This is a genomic window from Dokdonella sp. (genome assembly GCF_019634775.1).
Taxonomy (GTDB): Bacteria; Pseudomonadota; Gammaproteobacteria; order Xanthomonadales; family Rhodanobacteraceae; genus Dokdonella.
Genome location: NZ_JAHCAS010000001.1, coordinates 62,366 through 83,735 on the forward strand (window position 1 = coordinate 62,366; position 21,370 = coordinate 83,735).

Genomic DNA, 21,370 nt, shown 5'->3' on the forward strand with positions numbered 1-21,370 from the left:
AGCGGGGAATGGGGAATGGGGAATGGGGAATGGGGACAGCAGGACGCAGCGGGTTTCAGACCATTCCCGATTCCCGAACCCCGATGCCCAACGACGGACGCTCATGCGACTGCCTCCAGCCGTGCATCAACCATCGAGCGTCCGTTGGCAATGAAGTATTCGAACTCGTGCCAGTAGTGACGCAGGAATCCCTGCACCGGCCAGGCGGCGGCTTCACCGAAGGCGCAGATCGTGTGCCCCTCGATCTGGCCGGCAGCGGCCTTGAGCATGTCGAGATCACCGACCTCAGCCTTGCCTTCGACGATGCGCGTGAGCATGCGGTACATCCAGCCAGTGCCTTCGCGACACGGCGTGCATTGCCCGCAGGATTCGGCAAAGTAGAAGCGCGCGATGCGCTGGCAGGCGCGCACCATGCAGGTGGTTTCGTCCATGACGATGACCGCACCCGAACCGAGTCCGGAGCCGGCCTTCTGGATCGCGTCGTAATCCATGGTCAGGCCCATCATCGTTTCGCCGGGCAGCACCGGCATCGACGAGCCACCCGGGATCACCGCCTTGAGCTTGTGACCATTGCGCACGCCACCGGCCATCTCGAGCAGTTCGGCGAACGGCGTGCCGAGGCGGATCTCGTAGTTGCCGGGCCGGTTGACGTGACCGGATACCGAGAAGATCTTCGGGCCGCCGTTGTTGGGCTTGCCAAGATTGAGGAACCACTCGCCGCCATTGCGCAGGATCGCCGGCACCGAAGCGTAGGTTTCGGTGTTGTTGATCGTGGTCGGCTTGCCATACAGGCCGAAATTGGCCGGAAACGGCGGCTTGAAGCGCGGCTGGCCCTTCTTGCCCTCCAGCGACTCCATCAACGCGGTTTCCTCTCCGCAGATGTAGGCGCCGGCGCCGAGCGCATTGTGGATGTCGACATCGATGCCGCTGCCTTGGATGTCCTTGCCGAGCAGGCCGGCCGCGTAGGCCTCCCGCAACGCTTCCTCGATGTGTTCGAATGGCTCGTGATGGAACTCGCCGCGCATGTAGTTGTAGGCGACCGTCGAGCCGGTCGCGTAGCAGGCAATGGCCAGCCCCTCGAGCACGGCGTGCGGATTGAAGCGCAGGATGTCGCGGTCCTTGCAGGTGCCTGGCTCGGATTCGTCCGAATTGCAGAGGATGTACTTTTGCATGGCACCCTTCGGCATGAACGACCACTTGAGCCCGGTCGGGAAGCCGGCGCCACCGCGACCGCGCAGGCCGCTCTTCTTCACTTCCTCGACGATCGTCGCCGGATCGGGCTTCTCGGCAAGGATCTTCTTCCACGCCTGCCAGCCGCCGGTCGCGAGATAGTTCTCGAGCGACCACGGCTTGTCGTGGTGGAGCGTCGTATAGACGACCTGGTGTGCCTGGGGTGCTGGACCGTATGCCATCGTCGTTCTCTGGTGCTTCGCTTCGGTGCCTGGCTTCGGACAATGGGGTCCGGAACACGGGCATCGCGGCTGAAGCCGCTTCCTACGGGGTGTTCATTTCAGGGCGTCGAGAATCTCGTCGACCTTCGCGGTGTCGAGCTTCTCGTGGTAGTGACCGTTGACGACCATCATCGGCGCGCCACAGCAAGCGGCGAGGCATTCCTCTTCCTTCTTTAGATAGATGCGCCCGTCCGCGGTGGATTCGCCGAGCTTCGTGCCGAGCTTCTTCTCGCAATGGCGCACGAGGTCCTCGGCGCCGTTGAGCCAGCAGGAAATGTTCGTGCAGATCGCGACGTTGTTGCGGCCGACTGGTTTCGTCTCGAACATCGAGTAGAAACTCGCCACCTCGAACGCCCACACCTGTGGCAGGTCGAGGTACTTCGCCACCGCGACGATCAACTCATCGGTCAGGAAGCCGCCGTTCTGCTCCTGCGCTGCAAACAGCGACTGGATCAGCGCCGAGCGCTTGCGGTCGGGCGGGAATTTCGCTTTCCAGTGCTCGATGTGATGGCGCGTGTGCTCGTTGAGCACGACCATCGGGTCGACGTCCTTGATCTCGTTGAAGGTGCCAGTCGCTTTCATCGGTCGATCTCCCCGAACACGACGTCGTAGGTGCCGATCATTGCCACGACGTCGGCGAGCATGTGGCCACGCACGACCGCATCCATCGACGACAGGTGGGCGAAGCCGGGCGCACGCAGCTTGACGCGAAACGGCTTGTTGGCGCCGTCGGAGACAAGGTAGCAGCCAAATTCGCCCTTCGGCGCCTCGACCGCGGCATACACCTCGCCAGCCGGCACGCTGTAGCCTTCGCTGAACAGTTTGAAATGATGGATGAGGGCTTCCATGTCATCCTTCATCTCTTCGCGCTTCGGCGGAGCGACCTTGTAGTTCTGCACGATCACCGGGCCCGGGTTCGCACGCAACCACTTCACGCACTGCTGGATGATGCGGTTGGACTCGCGCATCTCGGCGACGCGCACCAGGTAACGGTCGTAGCAGTCGCCGTTGCTGCCGACCGGGATGTCGAAGTCGACTTCGGCATACTTCGCGTACGGCTGCTTCTTGCGCAGGTCCCAGGCGATGCCGGAACCACGCAGCATCGGCCCGCTCATGCCCCAGGCACGGGCCAGTTCCGGCGAAACGATGCCGATGTCGACGGTACGCTGCTTCCAGATGCGGTTGCCCGTCAGCAGATCCTCGTACTCGTCGATCTTGGCCGGGAAATCGGCACAGAACTGTTCGAGGTAGTCGAGCATCGAGCCTTCGCGCCAGGCGTTCATGCGCTTGAGGTCGTCACCCTTGTGCCAGCGCGATTCACGGTACTTCGGCATCTGCGCCGGCAGGTCGCGATAGACGCCACCCGGTCGGTAGTAGGCCGCATGCATGCGTGCGCCGCTGACCGCCTCGTAGCAGTCCATCAGTTCCTCGCGCTCGCGGAACGCGTACAGGAACACCGCCATCGCGCCAAGATCGAGCCCATTCGAACCGAGCCACATGAGGTGGTTCAGGATGCGCGTGATCTCGTCGAACATCGTGCGGATCCACTGCGCGCGCTCGGGCACCTCGATGCCGAGCAACGCCTCGATGGCGCGCACGTAGGCGTGTTCGTTGCACATCATCGACACGTAGTCGAGCCGATCCATGTAGCCGATCGACTGGTTGAACGGCTTGGACTCGGCGAGCTTCTCGGTGCCACGGTGCAGGAGGCCGACGTGTGGGTCGGCACGCATCACCGTCTCGCCGTCCATCTCGAGCACGAGGCGCAGCACGCCGTGTGCAGCGGGATGCTGCGGTCCGAAGTTCATCGTGTAGTTACGGATTTCCTCCACGGCTTATTTCCCCGCCTCGCGTTCGGCGTTGGCCTGTTCGTAGCGCGAATCCCCGCGCAGCGTGCGCGGCACGAGCACGCGCGGTTCGATCGACACGGGCTCGTAAACGACGCGCCGCTTGTCGGGGTCGTAGCGCATCTCGACGTTGCCGATCAGCGGGAAATCCTTGCGGAAGGCGTGCCCGACGAAACCGTAATCGGTGAGGATGCGGCGCAGGTCCGGATGACCCTCGAAGACGATGCCAAAGAGGTCGAACGCTTCGCGCTCGAACCAGTTGGCCCCGGGCCACACCTCGACCAGCGAGGGCAGCACGGGCAGGTCGTCGTCGGTACAGAATGCGCGCAGGCGCAGGCGTTGGTTGTGTTCGATCGACAGCAGGTGGACAACGACGGCGAAACGGCGCGGGATCGCAGCGGGGCGCGGACGATCCTCCCAGCGGAAGCGACCCGGCCCGGCGCCCTCGACGCCGCGCGAGAAGCCTTCCGAGGAGACGTCACTGGTGTCCCACTCACCCTCGCCATAGCCAAGGTAGTCGACGCCGCAGACGTCGATGATGACGTCGAAGCGCAAGGCGGGATCGTCGCGCAAGCTGCGCGCGACGGCGAGCCAGTTCTCCGGCAGCACCTCGATCGTCGTCTCGCCAAGGCGTTCGACGAGCGACACGAGGCGCTGGCCCAGCGTGGCTTCGAGCTTCTGCGCGAACGGGGATGGGGTTGCTGTCATCGCTTCACTGCCGCTTCGATTGGGTTGCATCCTGCGGCCTCGACACGGGGCTTCATGCCCGCGCGTTGTTCGTTGCGGGTGGCCGCGCGCTCAACGCGCGATCGTATTGGTCCGGCGGATCTTCTTCTGCAACTGGAGGATGCCGTGGATCAGCGCCTCGGCCGTGGGCGGGCAGCCCGGCACGTAGACGTCGACCGGCACGATGCGATCGCAGCCGCGCACGACTGCATAGGAATAGTGATAGTAACCACCACCGTTTGCGCACGAGCCCATCGAGATCACCCATTTCGGCTCGGGCATCTGGTCGTAGACCTTGCGCAGCGCCGGGGCCATCTTGTTGACCAGGGTGCCGGCCACGATCATCACGTCGGACTGGCGCGGCGACGGGCGGAAGATCACGCCGTTGCGGTCGAGGTCCAGACGCGCGGCTCCGGCATGCATCATCTCGACCGCGCAGCAGGCCAGGCCAAACGTGACCGGCCACATCGAGCCGGTGCGCGCCCAGTTGACCAACTCGTCCAGGCGCGCGGTGACGAAGCCGCGCTCGAGCAGCGGGTTGTCGTCACCGGGGCGCAGGATGTCGTCGACCGGACCCGACGGCGTCGGGTTGTGCATGACCCGGCTGATGGTGTCGCTCATTCCCATTCGAGCGCTCCCTTCTTCCAGACGTAGACGAAGCCGAGCACGAGCAGCCCGACGAACACGCCCATCTCGATCAGGCCGAACAGGCCGAGGCTGTCGAAGACGACCGCCCACGGGATGACGAAGGCGATTTCGAGATCGAAGATGATGAACAGGATGGCGATCAGGTAGTAGCGCACATCGAACTTCATGCGCGCGTCCTCGAACGCCTCGAAGCCGCACTCGTAGGGCGCGGCCTTCTCTGCAGCCGGCTTCTTCGGCCCGAACAGGTTGCCGAGAACCAGCAGGGCCACGCCGATCACGGCTGCCACCGAGAGGAACAGCAGTACCGGAAAATACTCGGTCAGCACACGCACCTCCGCGCCTGGCGGCGCATCAGCGGTTGTCGCAAGCCTCACGACAACGACGGTTACTTTCAGTTTGGTGCCCAAGGGGGGACTCGAACCCCCACAGCTTTCGCCGCTACCACCTCAAGGTAGTGCGTCTACCAATTCCGCCACCTGGGCAACGCTTCAAGCTCCGTCCTTCCCCTTCTCCTCGGGCTTCGGCACGTCGGCCGGCTGGCCTGCCTCGGCGGCCGGTTGCGCCAGATCGGCGGGCACCGGGGCCGGGGCGTCCGCAGCCGGCTCCGCCACCGGCGTCGCCGCCGGGACTTCACCGGACGCGGGTGCAGGCTGCTGCACCGAAACGCCGGACATCACGCCAAGGTCGTCGGAAGTGACGCCGACGGCACCCGGGCGACCGTGGAAAATGCCCATGCCGAGGCTGAGCAGGAAGAACAAAGTGGCAAGGACCGCCGTGCTGCGCGAAAGGAAGTTCGCCGAACCGCGCGCACCGAAGACGGTCGCCGACGCGCCGCCACCGAACCCGGAGCCTGCATTGGCACCGGCACCACGCTGCATGAGGATCAGCGTGATCATCGCGGCTGCGATCAGCACGTAGAAAACCTGGGCAATGATCGAAAGCATTACTGCGTTTGCACCTTAAAGCGCGGCGTTCCGAGCCGCATCGACGATCGCCAAGAAATCGGCCGCCACCAGCGAAGCGCCGCCGATCAGCCCGCCATCGATGTCGGGCCTCGCGAACAGCTCGCCGGCATTGGCGGCCTTCACGCTGCCACCGTAGAGGATGCGCAGCGAGTCGGCGATTGTAGCATCGAGCGCCGAAATTTTTCCACGCAGGAAGGCATGGACCTCCTGAGCCTGGTCCGGCGTGGCCGTACGGCCGGTGCCGATCGCCCACACCGGCTCGTAGGCGACCACGGCATGGGCGAAGGCGGCGACGCCGGCCGCAGCGATGACCGCCTCGACCTGGGCGCCGACCACGGCCTCGGTCCGACCGGCCTCGCGGTGTTCGAGCAGCTCGCCGACGCACAGTACCGGGACCAGCCCGGCCGCCTGTGCGGCCATGAACTTGCGTGCGACCACGACATCGGTTTCGGCGTGGTACTGGCGGCGCTCGGAATGCCCGACCAGCACGTAGCGGCAGCCGATGTCGGCCAGCATCGCGGCAGAAACCTCGCCGGTGTACGCGCCCTGCGCATGCTCGCTGAGATCCTGGCCGCCGAAGGCGAGCGCCGCGCCGGCATGCGCCTCGACGAGACCGGCGAGATACGGGAACGGCGGCAGCACGACGACCTCTACCGTGCCGGTCGCAGCCGGCACGAGCGCGTCGACCAGTTCGCGCGCCATCGCGCGCGATCCGTGCATCTTCCAGTTTCCGGCGACCAGCTTGCGGCGCATCGTGGCAAGGCCCTGCGAAAGGGCCGCGAAGGATAGCCGTGCCGACCGGACGCCGCAAACGCCGGGGGCGGCGTATCACCGGGTGTACGGCTGCGGTTACCCTCGTGATCCGATCATCCAACGGAATCCGGCATGAACGCGAAACCGCGCGGCTACGCCCTCGTCACCGGCGCCTCGGCCGGCATCGGCAGCGCCTTCGCGCGCGAACTGGCGCGTCGTGGGCATGACCTCGTGCTGACCGCGCGCCGCGCCGACCGCCTCGACCAGCTCGCCGGCGAACTGCGCGCCAGCGCCGGCATCGACGTGCGCACCCTGCCCTGCGATCTCGCCGATCCGGCCGCGCCGGCCTTCCTGGCGGGGGAAACCGCACGTGCCGGACTCGCCATCGACATGCTCGTCAACAACGCGGGCTACGGCGTGACCGGCTACTTCCTCGCCCAACCCTGGGAGGTGCAGGCGACCTTCCTGCAGGTCTTGGTCACCGCGCCGACCGAGCTATGCCATCGCCTGCTGCCCGGCATGCGCGAGCGCGGGCATGGGCGCATCGTCAATGTCGCCTCGCTCGCCGCCCATGTGCCGGGCTCGGCCGGCCAGACCCTGTATGCCGGCGCCAAGAGCTACCTGGTCAAGTTGTCGCAGGCACTGACTCTCGAATACGCCCATGAAGGCGTGCACGCCTGTGCCGTCTGCCCCGGTTTCACCTGGTCGGAATTCCACGACGTCACCGGCTCACGCGCGCTGATGTCGAAGCTGCCGCGTTGGATGTGGATGGACGCCGACACCGTCGCCCGCCAGGGCCTCGACGCAGTCGAACGCGGCGAGGCCGTGTACGTCAACGGCCGTGTCAACCGCACGATCAAGACCCTGTTCAAGCTGCTGCCCGACCGCCTCGCCCTGCGCATGATCGGGCGGCGCAGCCGGCAATTCCGCAAGGCGTCCGCCGACTGAGTCAGCCTCGCCACGGGCTCACGGCACGCACTCGCGATTGCAGACGAAATCGACGCTCAGCAGGCCCTGTTCGACCTCGCTGCCGACATCGACGAACTCCCCGTCCCGCCAGGCCAGGAACAGCGCGTCGCGGATGTCACGCGCATCGATGCCTGTCTTGAAAGTGAGCGAGATCGTTTCGGCCGACCCCAGGCGCAGACGCGATTCGATGCCTTCCAGTCCGCGCGCCAACGCAAGCGGCGCAAGCCGCGATACGTCGACGCTGCCGCGTGGAACGATGTGGTACCAAGGCACGTGTTCCGTCTGGATGAGACACGCCGACACGCGCGCGAAGTCGGCGTCGGCAATGCTGCCCTTGATCGCCTCGTCGGAAATCCAGTGGAAAGTCCAGTCGTCCGTGCCGAGCAGGAAGATGCGGCACGGCTGCGGCAACACGGCCCGCGCGATCGCGGCATTCGCCGCGGCGACCCGTTCACCCTGCCGACGTGTCTCGTCGCGATGCTGGACGGTGAGCCGCTGTGCAGCGCCGACCCAGGAAACCGCCAGCAGGATCATGGCGACGGCCGCGGCTGCGCGGAAGGCGGGCCGCGACTGTGTGATGGGCATCAGCACGGCGGCGAGGAGCAGCACCAGGCCGATTGCCGCCGTATAGAAGTAGCGCGAATTGATCACGAGCAGCACGGTCTCGGTGGCCAACCCGACGCGAAGATCGACCACGGCGAGGAGCGGCACCTGCAGCAGTCCCGGCAGCGCAAACAGAATCGCGCCGACCAGCGCCAGGCGCACGCGCGCACGCGGCCAGGGCATCGACATGGCGAACAGCGAGGCAGCGCACAGCATCGCCAATCCGATGACGAGGGTGAAGCGCTTCCACTCGCCCAGGCGTTCCCAGTAGCCCAGGTGCGCCAGGCTGCCCTGAAACCAGCCGTGCATCCCCAGCGCGAAGGTCTCGACCAGCGAGCGATGCTTCAGCATCTTGGCTGCACCCGCATCGGCAATGACGAAGCCACGCAAGACGGCGCAGGCGAGCACGAGCACGACCAGGGCGAACAGCCAACGCCGCCGCTCCGGCCAATCCTCCCGGCCGCCGAGCATCCACCACGCGAACAGCGCCGCCGCGAAGGAGTACGCGATCTCCTTCGACAGCAAGGCCAGCGCGAGCGACATCAGCGCGACGATGCCGTCGCTGGTCCGCCGCGACCCGGCATGCAGCATGCCCGCACGCAGCGCAAGCAGGCCGAACAGGGCGGCGAGCAGGTCGAAGCGGTCGGACAGCCACGCCGTCGTGCCGATCGACACCGGATGCAAGGTGAAGGTCAACGCGAGCAGGAACGACAGGCCGGTACGCAAGCCTGCCCTTGCCAGGACACGCAGGAGCAGCACCCCGACTGCCGCATGCAGCGCGAGGTTGAACGTATAGTGCAACGCGGCCGAAGTGCCGAACACCCGTTCCGTCAACCACCAGACCAGCATGCCGACAGGTCGGTAGTAGGTGCTGCCGGGAATGTGGTCGGCGACGAAGTACTGCATCGGCGTGTCGACGAATCGCGCGATTGCGAGCATGCCGAAATCGTCGAGCATGAAGTACGCGTCGAACAGCGCGCGCCAGCGCGAGCACGGCGGCCACCATGACTACGCTGGCAACGACGTTCCGTGCCGGACGCGCCGGCACCGCGGGGACTCCCGCCGCGTGCGGGGACGACATGCTCAAATCAGCTTGATCTCGCGCAGGCGCTCGAGCAGGTACTCGTGTGCGGTGATCGAGGTCGCATAGCGCTTCGGGTTGTCGGGCGTCACACACGAGGGCAGCACGTCGAGTTCGACGTCGGGGTTCGGGTGCAGGAAGAACGGCACGGAGTAGCGCGGCTTGCGCGCGTTTTCGTCCTGCGGGTTGGTCACGCGGTGGGTGGTCGACGGATACACGTGGTTGGTCAGGCGCTGCAGCATGTCGCCGATGTTGACCACGATGGCGTCGCCTTGGGTAGTGATCGGCAGCCACTCGCCCTCGCGCGTCAGCACTTCCAGGCCGGCCGCGCTCGCGCCGACCAGCAGGGTGATGAAGTTGATGTCCTCGTGGGCGCCGGCGCGTACGTTCGGGATGTCGTCGGCCGTGATCGGCGGATAGTGGATCGGACGCAGGATCGAGTTGCCGAAATTCGTCTTGTCGGCGAAATAGTGCTCGGGCAAGCCGATGTGCAGGGCGAGCGCGCACAGCACACGCGAGCCGAGCGCGTCGAGTGCCTCGTAGAGGCCATAGCCATGCTCACGGAAGCCCGGAACCTCGTCGGGCCAGAGGTTCGGCGGCATCACCTCGGCATACTTCGAATCACGCGCGATCTCGCGCCCTATGTGCCAGAACTCCTTGAGGTCCGGGTACTTGGAATCCTTGGCCGTCTCGATGCCGAACGGTGTATAGCCGCGCGCGCCACCGCCACCCGGCACGTGGTATTTGAGCTTTGTTTCGGCAGGCAGGGCGAAGAAGCGCCGGAACGCATCGTAGGCGCCATCGATCGCCGCCGCCGGGATCCCGTGCCCGCTGATGCAGCAGAAACCGAATTCGCGGTAGGCCGCGCCGATCTCGGCGACGAAGGCGTCGCGATCGCTGTCATAGCGGCGGATGTCGAGGGTGGGGACGTGCTTCATGTGGGCGCCTCCGGCAGGATGCCCCATTCTCGCCGATCCGCTCAGGAAACGCGCGCGGCAGCAGCGCGCACCGCGCCAGCGAGTTCGTCGGCGAGACGCGCGACGAGCTCGGGGTCGCCGGCCTCGACGGTGACGCGCACCAGTGGCTCGGTACCGGACGGGCGCAACACGACACGCCCCTGCCCTTCGAGCTCGGCGCGCACGCGCGCGAGGACGTCCTGCACAGCGGGATCGGCAACCAGGGTGGCGCCACCGGCCGCGCGCACGTTGACCGTGGTCTGCGGCACCTTGCGCATGTCGTCCGCGCACTCGGCCAACGTGCGTCCGCTGCGCGCGAGTGCCTCGAGTACCTGCAGGGCGCTGACGATGGCGTCGCCGGTGCTCGCCCGATCCAGGCAAAGGATGTGGCCGGAGGTCTCGCCGCCGAGCACACCGGCGCGCTCGCGCAGCACCTGCATGACATAGCGGTCGCCGACGTTGGCGCGCAGGAACGGTACGCCGAGCCTGGCCATGGCCTGCTCGAGACCGTAGTTGCTCATCAGCGTGCCGACCACCGGGCCGCGCAGGCGGCCCTGCGCATGCCAGTCGATCGCGAGGATGCATAGCAGTTCGTCACCATCGATGAGGCGGCCGTGGCGATCGACCATCTGCAGGCGGTCGCCATCGCCATCGAAGGCAATGCCGAGGTCGGCGCCGGCCTCGACCACGGCCTGCGCCAGTGCCGCCGGATGCGTCGAGCCGACCTCACGGTTGATGTTGAGCCCGTCGGGGCGGTTGCCGATCGCGCTCACCCGCGCGCCGAGTTCGGCAAACATCTTCGGCGCGATCTGGTAGGTCGCGCCATGCGCGCAGTCGAGCACGATGTGCAGACCATGCAGGTGGAACGAGCGCGCCACGGTCGACTTGCAGAACTCGAGGTAGCGTGCCGAGGCATCGTCTATGCGCGCCGCCTTGCCAACGGCCTCGGATGCGACCGTCGAGAACTGGGCGTCGATCTCCGCCTCGATGGCGTGTTCAACTTCGTCGTCGAGCTTCTCGCCGATCGCCGAGAAAAACTTCACGCCGTTGTCGTGGTGAGGGTTGTGCGAGGCGCTGATGACGATGCCGGCATCGGCGCGCATCGAGCGCGTGAGATAGGCCACGCCCGGGGTCGGCATCGGCCCGAGCAGACGCACGTCGGCACCGCCGGCGAGCAGGCCGGCCTCGAGCGCCGATTCGAACATGTAGCCGGACACGCGCGTGTCCTTGCCGATCAACACGACCGGCTTGTCGCCTCCGCGTGCCAGCACCGCGCCGGCGGCGCGCCCGAGCCTGAGCATGAAGTCCGCCGTGATCGGCCACTCGCCGACGCGGCCACGAATGCCGTCGGTGCCGAAGTAACGTTTCACGTAAGCGGGGAATGGGGCATGGGACATGGGGAATGGTTGGAGCAGCGCATCACGGAAGGATGGTTCGCTACGGGATCGTGGAAATACACGATCCCCCATCCTCCATTCCCGATTTGCGGCTCCACCCTCAATCGCCCATCTGCTTCTGGCGGTGCTCCCAGCGCTCCTGTGCATCGAGGCAGAGTGTCGCGATCGGGCGGGCCTCGAGCCGATCGAGACCGATCTCCTCGTCGGTTTCCTCGCAGAAACCGTAGCGGCCTTCTTCGATGCGCTTGAGGGCCTTGTCGATCTTGGCGATCAATTTGCGGTAGCGGTCGCGCGTGCGCAGTTCGAGCGAGTTCTCGGTCTCGCGCGTGGCGCGCTCGGCCTCGTCACCGACGTCGCGCACTTCGTCGCGCAGGTTCTCGATGGTCTGCTTGGATTCCTCGACCAGATCCTCGCGCCAGGTCTGCAGCTTGCGGCGGAAGAATTCGAGGTGCTTGGGATTCATGTACTCCTCCTTCGGCGACGGACGATAGCCGTTGGGGAGGTCGATGCGGGTCGTCGCAGGCAGCGCATAGCGGCCATCCTGCATGGTCACGCTGTCGGCCGGCGGTGCGGGCGGCACGGCACGAGCCTTGAGCGTGGCCGATGCACCGACGGGCGCAGTCTTGGTATTGCCGACTTTCGGATTGGCGGCTTTCGTATTGCTCGTTGCAGTCACGGAACTCTTGCTGGTCTTCGTGGAGGGTGGGGACGCCGGCACGCTCGTCTTCGCCGACGACGGCTTGGTCACGACCTTCGCTGTGGGCCGCTTCGCTGCCTGCGTGACGGACTTGCGCGCCGTGGAGGGTACTGCCTTCTTCGCCGGCTTCGCGGGCGCTGCCGGCTTGCGCGCCGGTGTTGCCTTCGCGGCAGGTTTCTTTGCGGCGACCGGACGCTTCGGCTTCGCCGCCGGCCTGGCAGCCTTGGCGGGCGCCTTCTTCGCGACCCTGCTCGCGGCCTTGGCTTTTGTCTTCGCTGCCGGCTTCGCCTTTGCGGCAGGCTTGGCATTCGAGCGCTGCTTCGGCTTCGTCTTCGCCATCTCCGAACTTACCTTGTGACCCGGCGGCCGCGTGTTATAGCCTAAGAATCCGCCCCCGGCAACCGAAGTTTTTCCCGCCGCGGCCAGCGCTTGCGCGCGATTGACGGCAGCCTTCCGTGTCCCGCCTGATTCTCGTCCCGATCGCCTTCTACAAGCGCTGGATCAGCCCATTGCTCGGGCAGCGTTGCCGTTTCCATCCGAGCTGTTCGGATTACACGCGGGTCGCCGTCGCGCGCTTCGGTGCATGGCGCGGCTGCTGGCTCGGTGCGGCGCGCATCGCGCGCTGTCATCCGCTGTGCGATGGCGGCCACGATCCGGTCCCCGTCGAATTCCGCTGGCTGCCCCGCCGCGAACAGCCAACATCCAACGAAGGCCCGCCATGACCGACCGCCTCATCATCAATGCCACGCTCGTCAACGAGGGGCGCCGTTTCGAGGCCGACCTGCGCATCCGCGGCGGTCGCATCGAGCGCATCGACCCGAACCTCACGGCGATGACCGGCGAGAAGGTCTTCGATGCCGCCGGCGCCTGGCTGCTGCCCGGCGTGATCGACGACCAGGTCCACTTCCGTGAGCCAGGCCTCGAGCACAAGGCCGACATCGCCAGCGAATCGCGGGCCTGCCTGGCCGGCGGCATCACCAGCTTCATGGAGATGCCGAACACGAAGCCGCCGGCGGTCTCACGTGAAGCGATCGAGGACAAGTACCGACGTGGCGCAACCAGTTCGCGCGTCAACCATGCTTTCTACTTCGGTGCCACCAACGACAATCTCGACGAGATCCGCGCAATCGACCCGGCCACGGTGCCGGGTCTCAAGGTGTTCATGGGCGCCTCGACCGGCAACATGCTCGTCGACGACCCGGCCGTGCTCGACGCGATCTTCCGCGACGCGCCGGTGCCGATCATCACCCACTGCGAGGACACGCCGACGATCGTCGCCAACGAGGCGAAGGCTCGCGAACGCTGGGGCGAAGACATCCCGGCCGCCCAACACCCGCTGATCCGCTCGCGCGAGGCCTGCATCCAATCCACGCGCCTGGCCATCGAACTTGCACGGCGCCACGATGCGCGCCTGCACGTGCTGCACATCTCCACCGCCGACGAACTCGCCCTGTTCGAACCAGGCCCGGTCGCCGGCAAGCGCATCACTGCCGAGACCTGCGTGCATTTCCTGCATTTCTGCGATGAGGACTACGCACGCCTCGGCCACCTGATCAAGTGCAATCCGGCGATCAAGACCGCCGGCGACCGCGAAAGCATCATCGCGGCGCTCGCCGACACACGCATCGACGTGCTCGCCACCGACCATGCGCCACACTTGCTCGCCGAGAAGAACAACCCCTATCCATTGGCCCCATCGGGCCTTCCGCTGGTGCAGTACGCCTTGCAATGCGCGCTCGAACGCGTGTTCGACGGCAAGCTCACGCTCGAGCGCGTGGTCGAGGCGATGAGCCACGCCCCGGCCACGTTGTTCGGCGTGCGTGAACGCGGCTACCTGCGCGAAGGTTTTGCAGCCGACCTCGTCATCGTCGACCCGAACAAGCCGCACACGGTCACGCGCGAGGAGGTCCTGTCGAAATGCGGCTGGTCGCCGTTCGAGGGCACCACGTTCCGCTCCAGCATCGTCGCCACCTTCGTCAACGGCCTGCTCGGCTGGCACGCCGGCTGCCTCGACGACAGCGTGCGCGGCCAGCGCCTGGCGTTCGCGCGCTGATGCGTCTCGCTATCGTGATGATGCTCGCCTTCGCAGCGCCGTCGGCGTTCGCCGCGGATGTCGTGTTTCCGCCACGAGTCTCGCAAGGCGCGCTGGTGTTCGGCAGGGTGCCGGCCGGCAGTGTCGTGCGCCATGGTGGACGCGTGCTGCGCGTGACGTCCTGGGGCACGGTCGTGTTCGGCGTCGGCCGCGACGAGAAGGGACCGCTCGCCGTCGCCGTCGAAACACCCGACGGTGCACGCAGGACAGTTTCCATCGAAGTGTTCACGCGCGACTGGCCGGTCGAGCAGGTCGACGGCGTGCCGCCGAAGACGGTCGAACCACCGCCGGAGATTGCCGAACGCATCCGCCGCGAACAGGCTCGTGTCGCCGCCGCACGCGAGCGCGACGACGAGCGCACCGACTTTGCCGCGACCTTCGTGCGTCCCGTCGAAGGCCGCATCAGCGGTCGCTTCGGCAACCAGCGTGTGTACAACGGCAAGCCCGGCAACGCGCACTCCGGCATGGATATCGCAGCCCCGACCGGCACCCCGGTCGTCGCCCCATCCGGCGGCGTGGTCAGCTTTGCCGATGCCAACCTCTATCTCACCGGCGGCACCATCGTCCTCGACCACGGTCACGGCGTCAGCAGCAATTTTCTGCACCTCTCGCGCATCGACGTGCACGTGGGCGAACGCATCGAACAGGGCCAGGCCTTGGGCGCCGTCGGTGCCACCGGTCGCGCCAGCGGCCCGCACCTGCACTGGGGCATGAACTGGTTCAACGTGCGCATCGACCCGCAACTGGTACTCGAACGTGGACGGTGACGCAGGAATGACCGGAGTCCTGTCATTGCTGCGCTGATCGGCTGCGCGCTGCAGGGTACGAAATGCGGATGTGGCCGATCCCGTCATCCCCGCGCAGCGAGCGCGGCAACGGCCGGCAACTCCTTGCCTTCGAGGAACTCGAGGAAGGCACCGCCGCCGGTCGAGATGTAGGACACCGCATCGGCGATGCCGTACTTGTCGACCGCGGCAAGCGTGTCGCCACCGCCGGCAATCGAGAACGCGTCCGATGCTGCGATCGCGCGCGCCAGCGTCTCGGTACCATGGCCGAAAGCATCGAACTCGAATACACCGACCGGGCCGTTCCACACCACCGTGCCGGCCTTTGCGACCAGTTCCGCGTAGCGCGCCGAGGTTCTCGGGCCGATGTCGAGGATCATGTCATCGGCAGCGACGTCGGTGACGTTCTTCACGGTCGCCGGGGCGTCGGCCTTGAACTGCGTGGCAACGACGACGTCATCCGGCAGCGGCACGTCGCTGCCGCGCGCATGGGCCGCGGCGACGATGCGTCGTGCGGTGTCGATGAGGTCAGGCTCGCACAGCGACTTGCCGACCGGATGACCTGCGGCGGCGAGGAAGGTATTGGCGATGCCACCGCCGACGATGAGCTGGTCGACCTTGCCGACCAGGTTCTCGAGCAGGCTAAGCTTGGTCGAGACCTTCGAGCCGGCAACGATGGCCAGCAACGGACGCGCCGGATGTTCGAGTGCCCTGCCGAGTGCGTCGAGCTCGGCCATCAGCAGCGGGCCGCCGGCGGCAACTTTCGCCTGGCGGATGACGCCATGTGTGGAAGCCTGTGCGCGATGCGCGGTGCCGAAGGCATCCATCACGAAGACGTCGCACAGCGCCGCATACTTCTTCGACAGGTTCTCGTCGTCCTTGCCCTCGCCAACGTTCATGCGGCAGTTCTCGAGCAGGACGATCGAACCGGGAACGACCTCGACGCCATCGACCCAATCACGCACCAGCGGCACCTCGCGACCGAGCAGTTCGCCGAGGCGCGCGGCGACCGGCGCCAACGAGTCCTCGGCACTCCACACGCCTTCCTTCGGTCGACCGAGATGCGACATGAGAAGCACGGTCGCGCCTTTTTCGAGGGCGAGTTTCAGCGTCGGCAGCGATGCCGTGATGCGTTGCTCGGAGGTAATGCGTCCATCCTCGATCGGCACGTTGAGATCCTGACGGATCAGCACGCGTCGATTGGCCAGGTCGAGATCGCTCATGCGCACGATGGGCATCTGAAATATCCTCGCGGGAACGGTACAGAATCCGCCGATTACAGCGGCAGCAACAACGCTTTGCAAACCGGCCCGTGGGGTGCCCTGATCAATCCCGCAATGGCGTCATGACATCCGCAAGGTTCGCAGCGCGGCCTTGCGCCGGCTCGACGGACGGCCGGTCTGGCTTCGCCGTCGCGCCTTGATCTGCGCCCGCACAGGACGGTTACGCCGTTTCTGGATTGATCAGAACATCCTTGCATGCCGCAGCGCTGTGCAGTGATGTCGCATGTGACTGCCGGCGAACGTCGCGCTTTTGTATCATCCGGGGGTGGCCACGGCGGTGCACGGTGCCCCGCGGCCTTTCTGGCAAGCAGATGGGGAATGGCGTGTCGAATCATGCGTTGCAGCCCGCGCCACTCGACCCCGGCCCGGGCGATGGCAATGATGTCCAGTTCTGTTCGACCTGCGCCTTCGGCGCCGTGTGCCTGCCCAGTGGCTACGACAAGGCTGCACTCGCCGAACTGCACTGTCTGGTCGAGCACACCGGCCCGCTGCACGCCGGTGATCGCATCTTCAGCACCAACGACCGATTCGAGTCGATCTATGCGGTACGCGCCGGCATCGTCAAGACGCGCACGATCGACGTGCAGGGCCGCGAGCAGGTGCTCGGCTTCCACCTGCCTGGCGAGTTCATCGGCCTCTCGGCGATCCATCCGGCGCGCTATCCCTGCGACGCCATCGCGCTCGATACCGTGTACCTGTGCCGCTTCTCGTTCCCGGCACTGGCCTTGCTGGCGACGAAGATGCCGCATGTGCAGCAGCAGTTGTTCCGCCTGATCAGTGCCGACATCAACAAGATCACCCTGCTGACCGGCGACCACAGCGCCGACGAGCGCCTTGCCGCCTTCCTGCTCCGCCTGTCCGAACGCTTCGCCGCGCGCGGCTTCTCGCCGACCCGCTTCCGCCTCGGCATGCCGCGTTCGGACATTGCCAACCACCTGCGCCTCGCACCGGAGACGGTCAGTCGCGTGCTGCGCCGCTTCCAGAACGAGGGCCTGCTGCGGGTAGATGAACGCGAGGTCGAGCTGCGTTCGATCGAGCGCCTGCGAACGATCGCCGCAACCCTCGCTCCAGGCGCGGAGAACGGGGTACTGCCCCCGTCTTGATGCAGATCAGGGCAGCGACCGGCGCAGGCTCGTGACAATCCAGACGTTCTCCGATCGAAGTGTCGCCATGCCCACACATCGTCGCCACCGGCCAAGTCTCACCTTCCCGCCTGGCGCAAATGCTTCCACTGCACATGTCGGTTGATCGCCCCGTGGGGTCGCGGCCAGCACCGGCGGATCTGGCTGCCATGCTGGCCGCGGCACCGCACCGTCTGATGTTCTTCGCCGGCGTCACCGCCGTGCTGGTGTCGATGACCTGGTGGGCGCTGGTGCTCGCCGGCTGGCGCTGGGGCTGGCCGGTGCCGCAGCCCGCGCCTCCGGTACCGGCCGGCTGGGCGCACGCGGTGATGCTGGTGTTCGGCATGCTGCCGATGTTCTTCTTCGGCTTCCTGCTTACCGTGTTCCCGCGCTGGCTGGACCGGCCCGCGCTGAGCCGTCGTGCCTACGTGCCGGTGTTCGCCTGCACCTTCGGCGGCTACCTGCTCGCGCACGCGGGCCTGCTCGGCACGCACGCACTGTTCGTCATCGGCCTGCTGTTCGTGTTCAGCGGGCATACCCTCGCCTTCGCCGTGCTTGCCGGTGTGCTGCGTGCCAGCGGTCGCCGCGATCGCCATGCCATCAGCGCGATCAGCGCGCTCGCCTGTGGCCTGGTTGCACAGGGCCTGTTCCTCGCCTTCGCGCTCGGCGCACCGGCGACGCTGGCCCCGGCGGCGATCGAACTCGGCGTGATCGGCTTGCTGCTGCCGGTGTACTTCACCGTCTGCCACCGCATGATTCCGTTCTTCAGCGGCAATGTCGCCCCGGGCTATCGCGTGGTGCGCCCGACGTGGAGCCTGCCGGTAATGTGGCTGCTGCTCGCCGCGCACGCCGCCTGCACGCTGGCCCACGCGCCCGAGTGGCGCTGGCTGGCTGACCTCGGCCTGTTCGCCCTGTTCGCTTGGCACGTGGTGGCCTGGCAACCATGGAAGGCGCGTCGTCCCGGCCTGCTCGCGGTGCTGCACATCGCCCTGGCTTGGTTGCCGGTCGCCTTCGCCCTGTACGCGTGGCAATCGCTCGCCTTGCTGCTCGACCTGCCCGGTGTCCCACCGCGCGTGCCCGTGCACGTGCTCACGGTCGGCTACTTCGGCTCGATGCTGGTCGCCATGGTCACCCGCGTCACCCAGGGACATTCGGGAAGGCCGCTGGTCATGGGCACGCTGCCCTGGGTTACCTTCATCGGCGTGCAGGGCGTGGTATTGCTGCGCGTGCTTGCGGATTTCTCCCGCGATCCTGGCGCCTGGCTCGCCATCGCGGCGGCAGCCTGGATCGTTGCCTTCCTGCCGTGGGTGCTGCGATCGGCGATGATCTACCTCACTCCCCGCATCGACGGCAAACCGGGTTGAACGATGGCCACGCATTACCTTTCGATCAAGATCCTGCACATCCTCTGCGTCGTCCTGTCCGGCGGCCTGTTCGCGCTGCGCGGGATTCTCGTGCTCGCCGGTTCGCAACGGGGCAACCATGTCGTGCTGCGCTGGCTGTCCTATCTGATCGACACCACCCTGCTGGTCAGCGCCCTGCTGCTGGTCGTGATCCTGCACCAGTATCCATTCGTGCACAGCTGGCTGACGGTCAAGGTCTGCCTGCTCGTCGTCTACATCGTGCTCGGCGTGTTTGCCTTGCGCCGTGCGCCGACACGCACGAGCAAGGCTATCGCGTTCGCCGCCGCACTGGCGGTGTACCTCGCCATCATCAGCGTCGCACGCGCGCACCATCCGCTCGGCATCCTGGCTTGACGCGGAGGACTGCCGCTGCAGGTACGTCGCCGCTGCGCGATCAACCCGCCGCCGCTTCGACGGCATCGCCGGACAAATGCGCGGCGATGCCGTCCTGGGTTCAGTCGCGCTCTTCGTGCAGGACCGCGCCGGTGCGCGGATCGATGCGCAATTCCACGCGCTGGCCCTGGGTATTGCGCGCGTCGGCCTCCCAGTAACCATCATCGTCGTACTCGAGGTCGCGGATCTGCGTGTAACCGGCTGCTTCGAGGGCGGCGCGGATTTCGGCCGCACTGAGCAGGCCCGCGGGCGCGCTGGACGAACCACGTGGAGTTTCGGCGAGCACTGCACCGGTTACGGGGTGAATGACGAGGTCGACGCGCTGGCCGCTGGGATTGCGCGCCTCGGCTTCCCATGCACCGTCGTCAAACTCAAGATCGTCGATCTGCGTGTAGCCAGCCACGACGAGGCGTTGGCGGACTTGCGCGGCGGTGAGGAACGGGGCGGTCGCGCTACCGACAGCCCAAACCGCACCGCTGACGCCATCGACGACGACATCGACACGGCGACCGTCGAGCGTCGTTGCCTCGGCCGACCACAGACCATGACGGAACGCGAGATCGTAGATCGCGTGGTAACCAGTGGCGGCGATGCGCGTTAGCGCCTCGGGTGCGGTCGCCACGGGTTCTGTGGCCGCGGTCGCCTCCTCCGAGGCATGGACCGAAACGACGACCGGGGCAAGAAGGGCCAGTGCGATGGCGAGGGAAACGGGGTTTTTCATGGGAAGCTCCATTGCTATGTCGGCGGGTGCCGCGGAAGCAGGATCGCCCCTTGCCGATAAACCGGTGTTGACGGCATCGTTCACACTCGGTTTATTCCCGCGTATCGAGCATCCGCCCATGATTGCCCGCCTCCTTGCCATGACATTGCTGGTCGCCACGAGCGCCCATGGTGACGATCCTGGCACCGTGCGAGATGCCGTCGAAGCCGGCGAGATCCGCCCGCTTTCGTCGATTCTCGCCGCCGTGCAGGAGCGTTACCCGGGACGCATTCTCGATGTCGAGCTCGAGCGCGCGCGAGATGGCCGGCGCATCTACGACATCGAACTGGTCGGAACCGACGGCCGCCGGCTCGACGTGCACGTCGATGCCGCCACCGGCGAGTTCATCGATGCACATGCCGGCCTTGTCCACGGTGCTGGCGCACGCCCATTCGCCACAATCCTGCGTGACCTGCTGACGCGCCACTCCGGTCAGATCGTCGATGTCGAACTCGAGCGCGATCGCAACGGCCGCGAGGTCTACGAAATCGAATTGCTGCGCGACGACGGACGCGCCCTCGAACTGACTGTCGACGCCGCCAATGGACGCATCCTCGACGAACACGTGCGCAAGCCAGTTGCTGCGATGATGGCATTGCCCGATGTGCTCGACCGGCTGGCTGCCGCCTATCCGGGCACGATCGTCGAAGTCGAGCTCGAACGCGCCATCGACGGCCACCCCTACTACGAGATCGACGTGCGCGCCGACGATGGCCGCAGGTTCGAGGTGCGCGTCGACGCGGTCAGTGGCGTCGTGCTCGGCCATGAAGGAGGCAACTGATGCGCGTCCTCATCGTCGAGGACGACAGCGAGCTGGCGGATCGCCTGTGCGCGGTGCTTGGCGACGCCGGTTTCATCGCCGAGACGGCCGCCGACGGCGACAGCGCGGCCTTCCTCGGCTGCACGGAGACATACGACGCAGCCGTGCTCGACCTGGGACTGCCGCAACGCGATGGCATCTCGGTGCTGCATCACTGGCGCGAACAAGGTTGCACGATGCCGGTGCTGATCCTGACCGCGCGCACGCGCTGGAACGACAAGCTCGCCGGGTTCGGTGCAGGTGCAGATGACTACCTCACCAAGCCGTTCGAGCTTGGCGAAGTCGTGCTGCGTCTGCGCGCGCTCATACGCCGCATGGGTGGCCATGCCGACAGCGTGCTGCGCGTCGGTCCGCTGAGCTACGACACCCTCAACGCACGCTTCTCGCTCGACTCCGAGCCACTCGCGCTGACCGCACAGGAGCAGCGTATCCTTGCCTACCTGATGCATCGTCCCGACCAGGTGGTGAGCCGCAGTGAGATCGGCGAGCACGTCTATGCACGCGACCTCGATCCGGATTCCAACACGATCGACGTACTGATCGGGCGCATCCGCCGCAAGCTGGGTCGCGCGTTGATCCACACCGAACGCGGTCTCGGTTTCCGCCTCACGGCCGGATAA

General features: G+C 66.4%; 24 protein-coding genes and 1 tRNA gene. 10 read left to right on the forward strand and 15 right to left on the reverse strand.

Annotated features, from left to right (window positions below; all coding sequences use genetic code 11):
- Positions 1 to 101: 101 nt before the first annotated feature.
- The 9 genes from nuoF to tpiA all read right to left on the reverse strand — a co-directional run bounded on the left by nuoF (position 102) and on the right by tpiA (position 6,390).
- On the reverse strand, positions 102 to 1,412 hold the full coding sequence (gene nuoF / locus KF907_RS00220) for an NADH-quinone oxidoreductase subunit NuoF (protein ID WP_291216864.1): 1,311 nt from the start codon (positions 1,410 to 1,412) through the stop codon (positions 102 to 104).
- 93 nt (positions 1,413 to 1,505) lie between these two features.
- On the reverse strand, positions 1,506 to 2,033 hold the full coding sequence (nuoE, locus tag KF907_RS00225) for an NADH-quinone oxidoreductase subunit NuoE (protein ID WP_291216867.1): 528 nt from the start codon (positions 2,031 to 2,033) through the stop codon (positions 1,506 to 1,508).
- Complete coding sequence (locus KF907_RS00230) at positions 2,030 to 3,259, reverse strand: NADH-quinone oxidoreductase subunit D (protein WP_291220188.1); 1,230 nt, start codon at positions 3,257 to 3,259, stop codon at positions 2,030 to 2,032. The genes nuoE and KF907_RS00230 overlap by 4 nt, the downstream gene beginning before the upstream one ends.
- Before the next feature lie 27 nt (positions 3,260 to 3,286).
- Positions 3,287 to 4,006: an NADH-quinone oxidoreductase subunit C gene (locus KF907_RS00235; RefSeq protein ID WP_291216870.1), complete on the reverse strand. Its 720-nt coding sequence runs from the start codon at positions 4,004 to 4,006 to the stop codon at positions 3,287 to 3,289.
- A gap of 90 nt (positions 4,007 to 4,096) precedes the next feature.
- A complete protein-coding gene (locus KF907_RS00240; RefSeq protein WP_472843806.1) occupies positions 4,097 to 4,651 on the reverse strand; it encodes a NuoB/complex I 20 kDa subunit family protein in 555 nt (184 codons plus the stop codon).
- Complete coding sequence (locus KF907_RS00245) at positions 4,642 to 4,998, reverse strand: NADH-quinone oxidoreductase subunit A (RefSeq protein WP_291216876.1); 357 nt, start codon at positions 4,996 to 4,998, stop codon at positions 4,642 to 4,644. Before KF907_RS00245 ends, KF907_RS00240 begins: the two co-directional genes overlap by 10 nt.
- Positions 4,999 to 5,069: 71 nt before the next feature.
- Positions 5,070 to 5,154: transfer RNA gene (locus KF907_RS00250), tRNA-Leu, on the reverse strand.
- A 6-nt stretch (positions 5,155 to 5,160) separates the two neighbouring features.
- Positions 5,161 to 5,616, reverse strand: coding sequence for a preprotein translocase subunit SecG (gene secG / locus KF907_RS00255; RefSeq protein WP_291216879.1), 456 nt, complete (start codon positions 5,614 to 5,616; stop codon positions 5,161 to 5,163).
- Positions 5,617 to 5,631: 15 nt separating this feature from the next.
- The gene (gene tpiA / locus KF907_RS00260) at positions 5,632 to 6,390 is read right to left on the reverse strand and encodes a triose-phosphate isomerase (protein WP_291216882.1); all 759 of its coding nucleotides are present in this window, start codon (positions 6,388 to 6,390) and stop codon (positions 5,632 to 5,634) included.
- Between the two features lie 132 nt (positions 6,391 to 6,522).
- On the opposite strand from tpiA, the gene KF907_RS00265 reads away from it, so the two are divergent.
- On the forward strand, positions 6,523 to 7,338 hold the full coding sequence (locus KF907_RS00265; protein WP_291216885.1) for an SDR family NAD(P)-dependent oxidoreductase: 816 nt from the start codon (positions 6,523 to 6,525) through the stop codon (positions 7,336 to 7,338).
- An 18-nt stretch (positions 7,339 to 7,356) separates the two neighbouring features.
- On the opposite strand, the gene KF907_RS00270 is transcribed toward KF907_RS00265, so the two are convergent.
- The 4 genes from KF907_RS00270 to dksA form a co-directional block, all read right to left on the reverse strand.
- Positions 7,357 to 8,901 (reverse strand): hypothetical protein, encoded by a 1,545-nt coding sequence (locus tag KF907_RS00270; protein WP_291216888.1) that lies wholly within the window; start codon positions 8,899 to 8,901, stop codon positions 7,357 to 7,359.
- A gap of 144 nt (positions 8,902 to 9,045) precedes the next feature.
- Positions 9,046 to 9,981 carry an isopenicillin N synthase family dioxygenase gene (locus KF907_RS00275; protein ID WP_291216890.1) on the reverse strand — a complete coding sequence of 312 codons (936 nt, stop codon included), beginning with the start codon at positions 9,979 to 9,981 and terminating at the stop codon, positions 9,046 to 9,048.
- 41 nt (positions 9,982 to 10,022) lie between these two features.
- The gene (glmM, locus tag KF907_RS00280) at positions 10,023 to 11,396 is read right to left on the reverse strand and encodes a phosphoglucosamine mutase (RefSeq protein ID WP_291216893.1); all 1,374 of its coding nucleotides are present in this window, start codon (positions 11,394 to 11,396) and stop codon (positions 10,023 to 10,025) included.
- A gap of 100 nt (positions 11,397 to 11,496) precedes the next feature.
- Positions 11,497 to 11,976: an RNA polymerase-binding protein DksA gene (gene dksA / locus KF907_RS00285; RefSeq protein WP_291216896.1), complete on the reverse strand. Its 480-nt coding sequence runs from the start codon at positions 11,974 to 11,976 to the stop codon at positions 11,497 to 11,499.
- Positions 11,977 to 11,992: 16 nt separating this feature from the next.
- Between dksA and KF907_RS00290 the strand changes: the two genes are divergently transcribed.
- The 4 genes from KF907_RS00290 to KF907_RS00305 all read left to right on the forward strand — a co-directional run bounded on the left by KF907_RS00290 (position 11,993) and on the right by KF907_RS00305 (position 14,952).
- Entirely contained in the window at positions 11,993 to 12,451 is a 459-nt protein-coding gene (locus KF907_RS00290; protein WP_291216899.1) for a hypothetical protein, read from the forward strand.
- A 97-nt stretch (positions 12,452 to 12,548) separates the two neighbouring features.
- Positions 12,549 to 12,815 carry a membrane protein insertion efficiency factor YidD gene (gene yidD / locus KF907_RS00295; RefSeq protein ID WP_291216902.1) on the forward strand — a complete coding sequence of 89 codons (267 nt, stop codon included), beginning with the start codon at positions 12,549 to 12,551 and terminating at the stop codon, positions 12,813 to 12,815.
- Positions 12,812 to 14,146, forward strand: coding sequence for a dihydroorotase (locus KF907_RS00300; protein ID WP_291216905.1), 1,335 nt, complete (start codon positions 12,812 to 12,814; stop codon positions 14,144 to 14,146). The genes yidD and KF907_RS00300 overlap by 4 nt, the downstream gene beginning before the upstream one ends.
- Entirely contained in the window at positions 14,146 to 14,952 is an 807-nt protein-coding gene (locus KF907_RS00305; protein ID WP_472843807.1) for a M23 family metallopeptidase, read from the forward strand. The genes KF907_RS00300 and KF907_RS00305 overlap by 1 nt, the downstream gene beginning before the upstream one ends.
- 83 nt (positions 14,953 to 15,035) lie before the next feature.
- Here KF907_RS00305 and KF907_RS00310 read toward each other — a convergent pair whose 3' ends face one another.
- On the reverse strand, positions 15,036 to 16,208 hold the full coding sequence (locus tag KF907_RS00310; RefSeq protein ID WP_291216908.1) for a phosphoglycerate kinase: 1,173 nt from the start codon (positions 16,206 to 16,208) through the stop codon (positions 15,036 to 15,038).
- 368 nt (positions 16,209 to 16,576) lie between these two features.
- Between KF907_RS00310 and KF907_RS00315 the strand changes: the two genes are divergently transcribed.
- From KF907_RS00315 to KF907_RS00325, 3 genes are all read left to right on the forward strand, one after another.
- Positions 16,577 to 17,356 (forward strand): helix-turn-helix domain-containing protein, encoded by a 780-nt coding sequence (locus KF907_RS00315; protein ID WP_291216911.1) that lies wholly within the window; start codon positions 16,577 to 16,579, stop codon positions 17,354 to 17,356.
- Between the two features lie 188 nt (positions 17,357 to 17,544).
- Positions 17,545 to 18,738, forward strand: a complete 1,194-nt coding sequence (locus KF907_RS00320) for an NnrS family protein (RefSeq protein ID WP_291216914.1) — start codon at positions 17,545 to 17,547, stop codon at positions 18,736 to 18,738.
- A gap of 3 nt (positions 18,739 to 18,741) precedes the next feature.
- The gene (locus KF907_RS00325; RefSeq protein ID WP_291216917.1) at positions 18,742 to 19,131 is read left to right on the forward strand and encodes a SirB2 family protein; all 390 of its coding nucleotides are present in this window, start codon (positions 18,742 to 18,744) and stop codon (positions 19,129 to 19,131) included.
- Between the two features lie 100 nt (positions 19,132 to 19,231).
- On the opposite strand, the gene KF907_RS00330 is transcribed toward KF907_RS00325, so the two are convergent.
- Positions 19,232 to 19,891 carry a PepSY domain-containing protein gene (locus KF907_RS00330; protein WP_291216920.1) on the reverse strand — a complete coding sequence of 220 codons (660 nt, stop codon included), beginning with the start codon at positions 19,889 to 19,891 and terminating at the stop codon, positions 19,232 to 19,234.
- Between the two features lie 118 nt (positions 19,892 to 20,009).
- Here KF907_RS00330 and KF907_RS00335 point away from each other — a divergent pair, with 118 nt between their 5' ends.
- Both KF907_RS00335 and KF907_RS00340 read left to right on the forward strand, forming a co-directional pair.
- Positions 20,010 to 20,711: a PepSY domain-containing protein gene (locus tag KF907_RS00335; RefSeq protein ID WP_291216923.1), complete on the forward strand. Its 702-nt coding sequence runs from the start codon at positions 20,010 to 20,012 to the stop codon at positions 20,709 to 20,711.
- Positions 20,711 to 21,370, forward strand: coding sequence for a response regulator transcription factor (locus tag KF907_RS00340; RefSeq protein ID WP_291216925.1), 660 nt, complete (start codon positions 20,711 to 20,713; stop codon positions 21,368 to 21,370). Before KF907_RS00335 ends, KF907_RS00340 begins: the two co-directional genes overlap by 1 nt.

Coding starts and splice junctions, on each gene's coding strand:
- glmM (WP_291216893.1), bottom strand. CDS start 11,396: ATGTCCCATGCCCCATTCCCCGCTTACGTGAAACGTTACTTCGGCACC.
- KF907_RS00325 (WP_291216917.1), top strand. CDS start 18,742: ATGGCCACGCATTACCTTTCGATCAAGATCCTGCACATCCTCTGCGTC.
- KF907_RS00335 (WP_291216923.1), top strand. CDS start 20,010: ATGATTGCCCGCCTCCTTGCCATGACATTGCTGGTCGCCACGAGCGCC.
- KF907_RS00240 (WP_472843806.1), bottom strand. CDS start 4,651: ATGGGAATGAGCGACACCATCAGCCGGGTCATGCACAACCCGACGCCG.
- KF907_RS00230 (WP_291220188.1), bottom strand. CDS start 3,259: ATGAACTTCGGACCGCAGCATCCCGCTGCACACGGCGTGCTGCGCCTC.
- nuoF (WP_291216864.1), bottom strand. CDS start 1,412: ATGGCATACGGTCCAGCACCCCAGGCACACCAGGTCGTCTATACGACG.
- nuoE (WP_291216867.1), bottom strand. CDS start 2,033: ATGAAAGCGACTGGCACCTTCAACGAGATCAAGGACGTCGACCCGATG.
- KF907_RS00310 (WP_291216908.1), bottom strand. CDS start 16,208: ATGCCCATCGTGCGCATGAGCGATCTCGACCTGGCCAATCGACGCGTG.
- KF907_RS00300 (WP_291216905.1), top strand. CDS start 12,812: ATGACCGACCGCCTCATCATCAATGCCACGCTCGTCAACGAGGGGCGC.
- KF907_RS00340 (WP_291216925.1), top strand. CDS start 20,711: ATGCGCGTCCTCATCGTCGAGGACGACAGCGAGCTGGCGGATCGCCTG.
- KF907_RS00265 (WP_291216885.1), top strand. CDS start 6,523: ATGAACGCGAAACCGCGCGGCTACGCCCTCGTCACCGGCGCCTCGGCC.
- secG (WP_291216879.1), bottom strand. CDS start 5,616: ATGCTTTCGATCATTGCCCAGGTTTTCTACGTGCTGATCGCAGCCGCG.
- KF907_RS00330 (WP_291216920.1), bottom strand. CDS start 19,891: ATGAAAAACCCCGTTTCCCTCGCCATCGCACTGGCCCTTCTTGCCCCG.
- KF907_RS00270 (WP_291216888.1), bottom strand. CDS start 8,901: ATGCTCGCAATCGCGCGATTCGTCGACACGCCGATGCAGTACTTCGTC.
- KF907_RS00275 (WP_291216890.1), bottom strand. CDS start 9,981: ATGAAGCACGTCCCCACCCTCGACATCCGCCGCTATGACAGCGATCGC.
- KF907_RS00320 (WP_291216914.1), top strand. CDS start 17,545: ATGCTGGCCGCGGCACCGCACCGTCTGATGTTCTTCGCCGGCGTCACC.
- tpiA (WP_291216882.1), bottom strand. CDS start 6,390: ATGCGCCGCAAGCTGGTCGCCGGAAACTGGAAGATGCACGGATCGCGC.
- KF907_RS00305 (WP_472843807.1), top strand. CDS start 14,146: ATGCGTCTCGCTATCGTGATGATGCTCGCCTTCGCAGCGCCGTCGGCG.
- KF907_RS00235 (WP_291216870.1), bottom strand. CDS start 4,006: ATGACAGCAACCCCATCCCCGTTCGCGCAGAAGCTCGAAGCCACGCTG.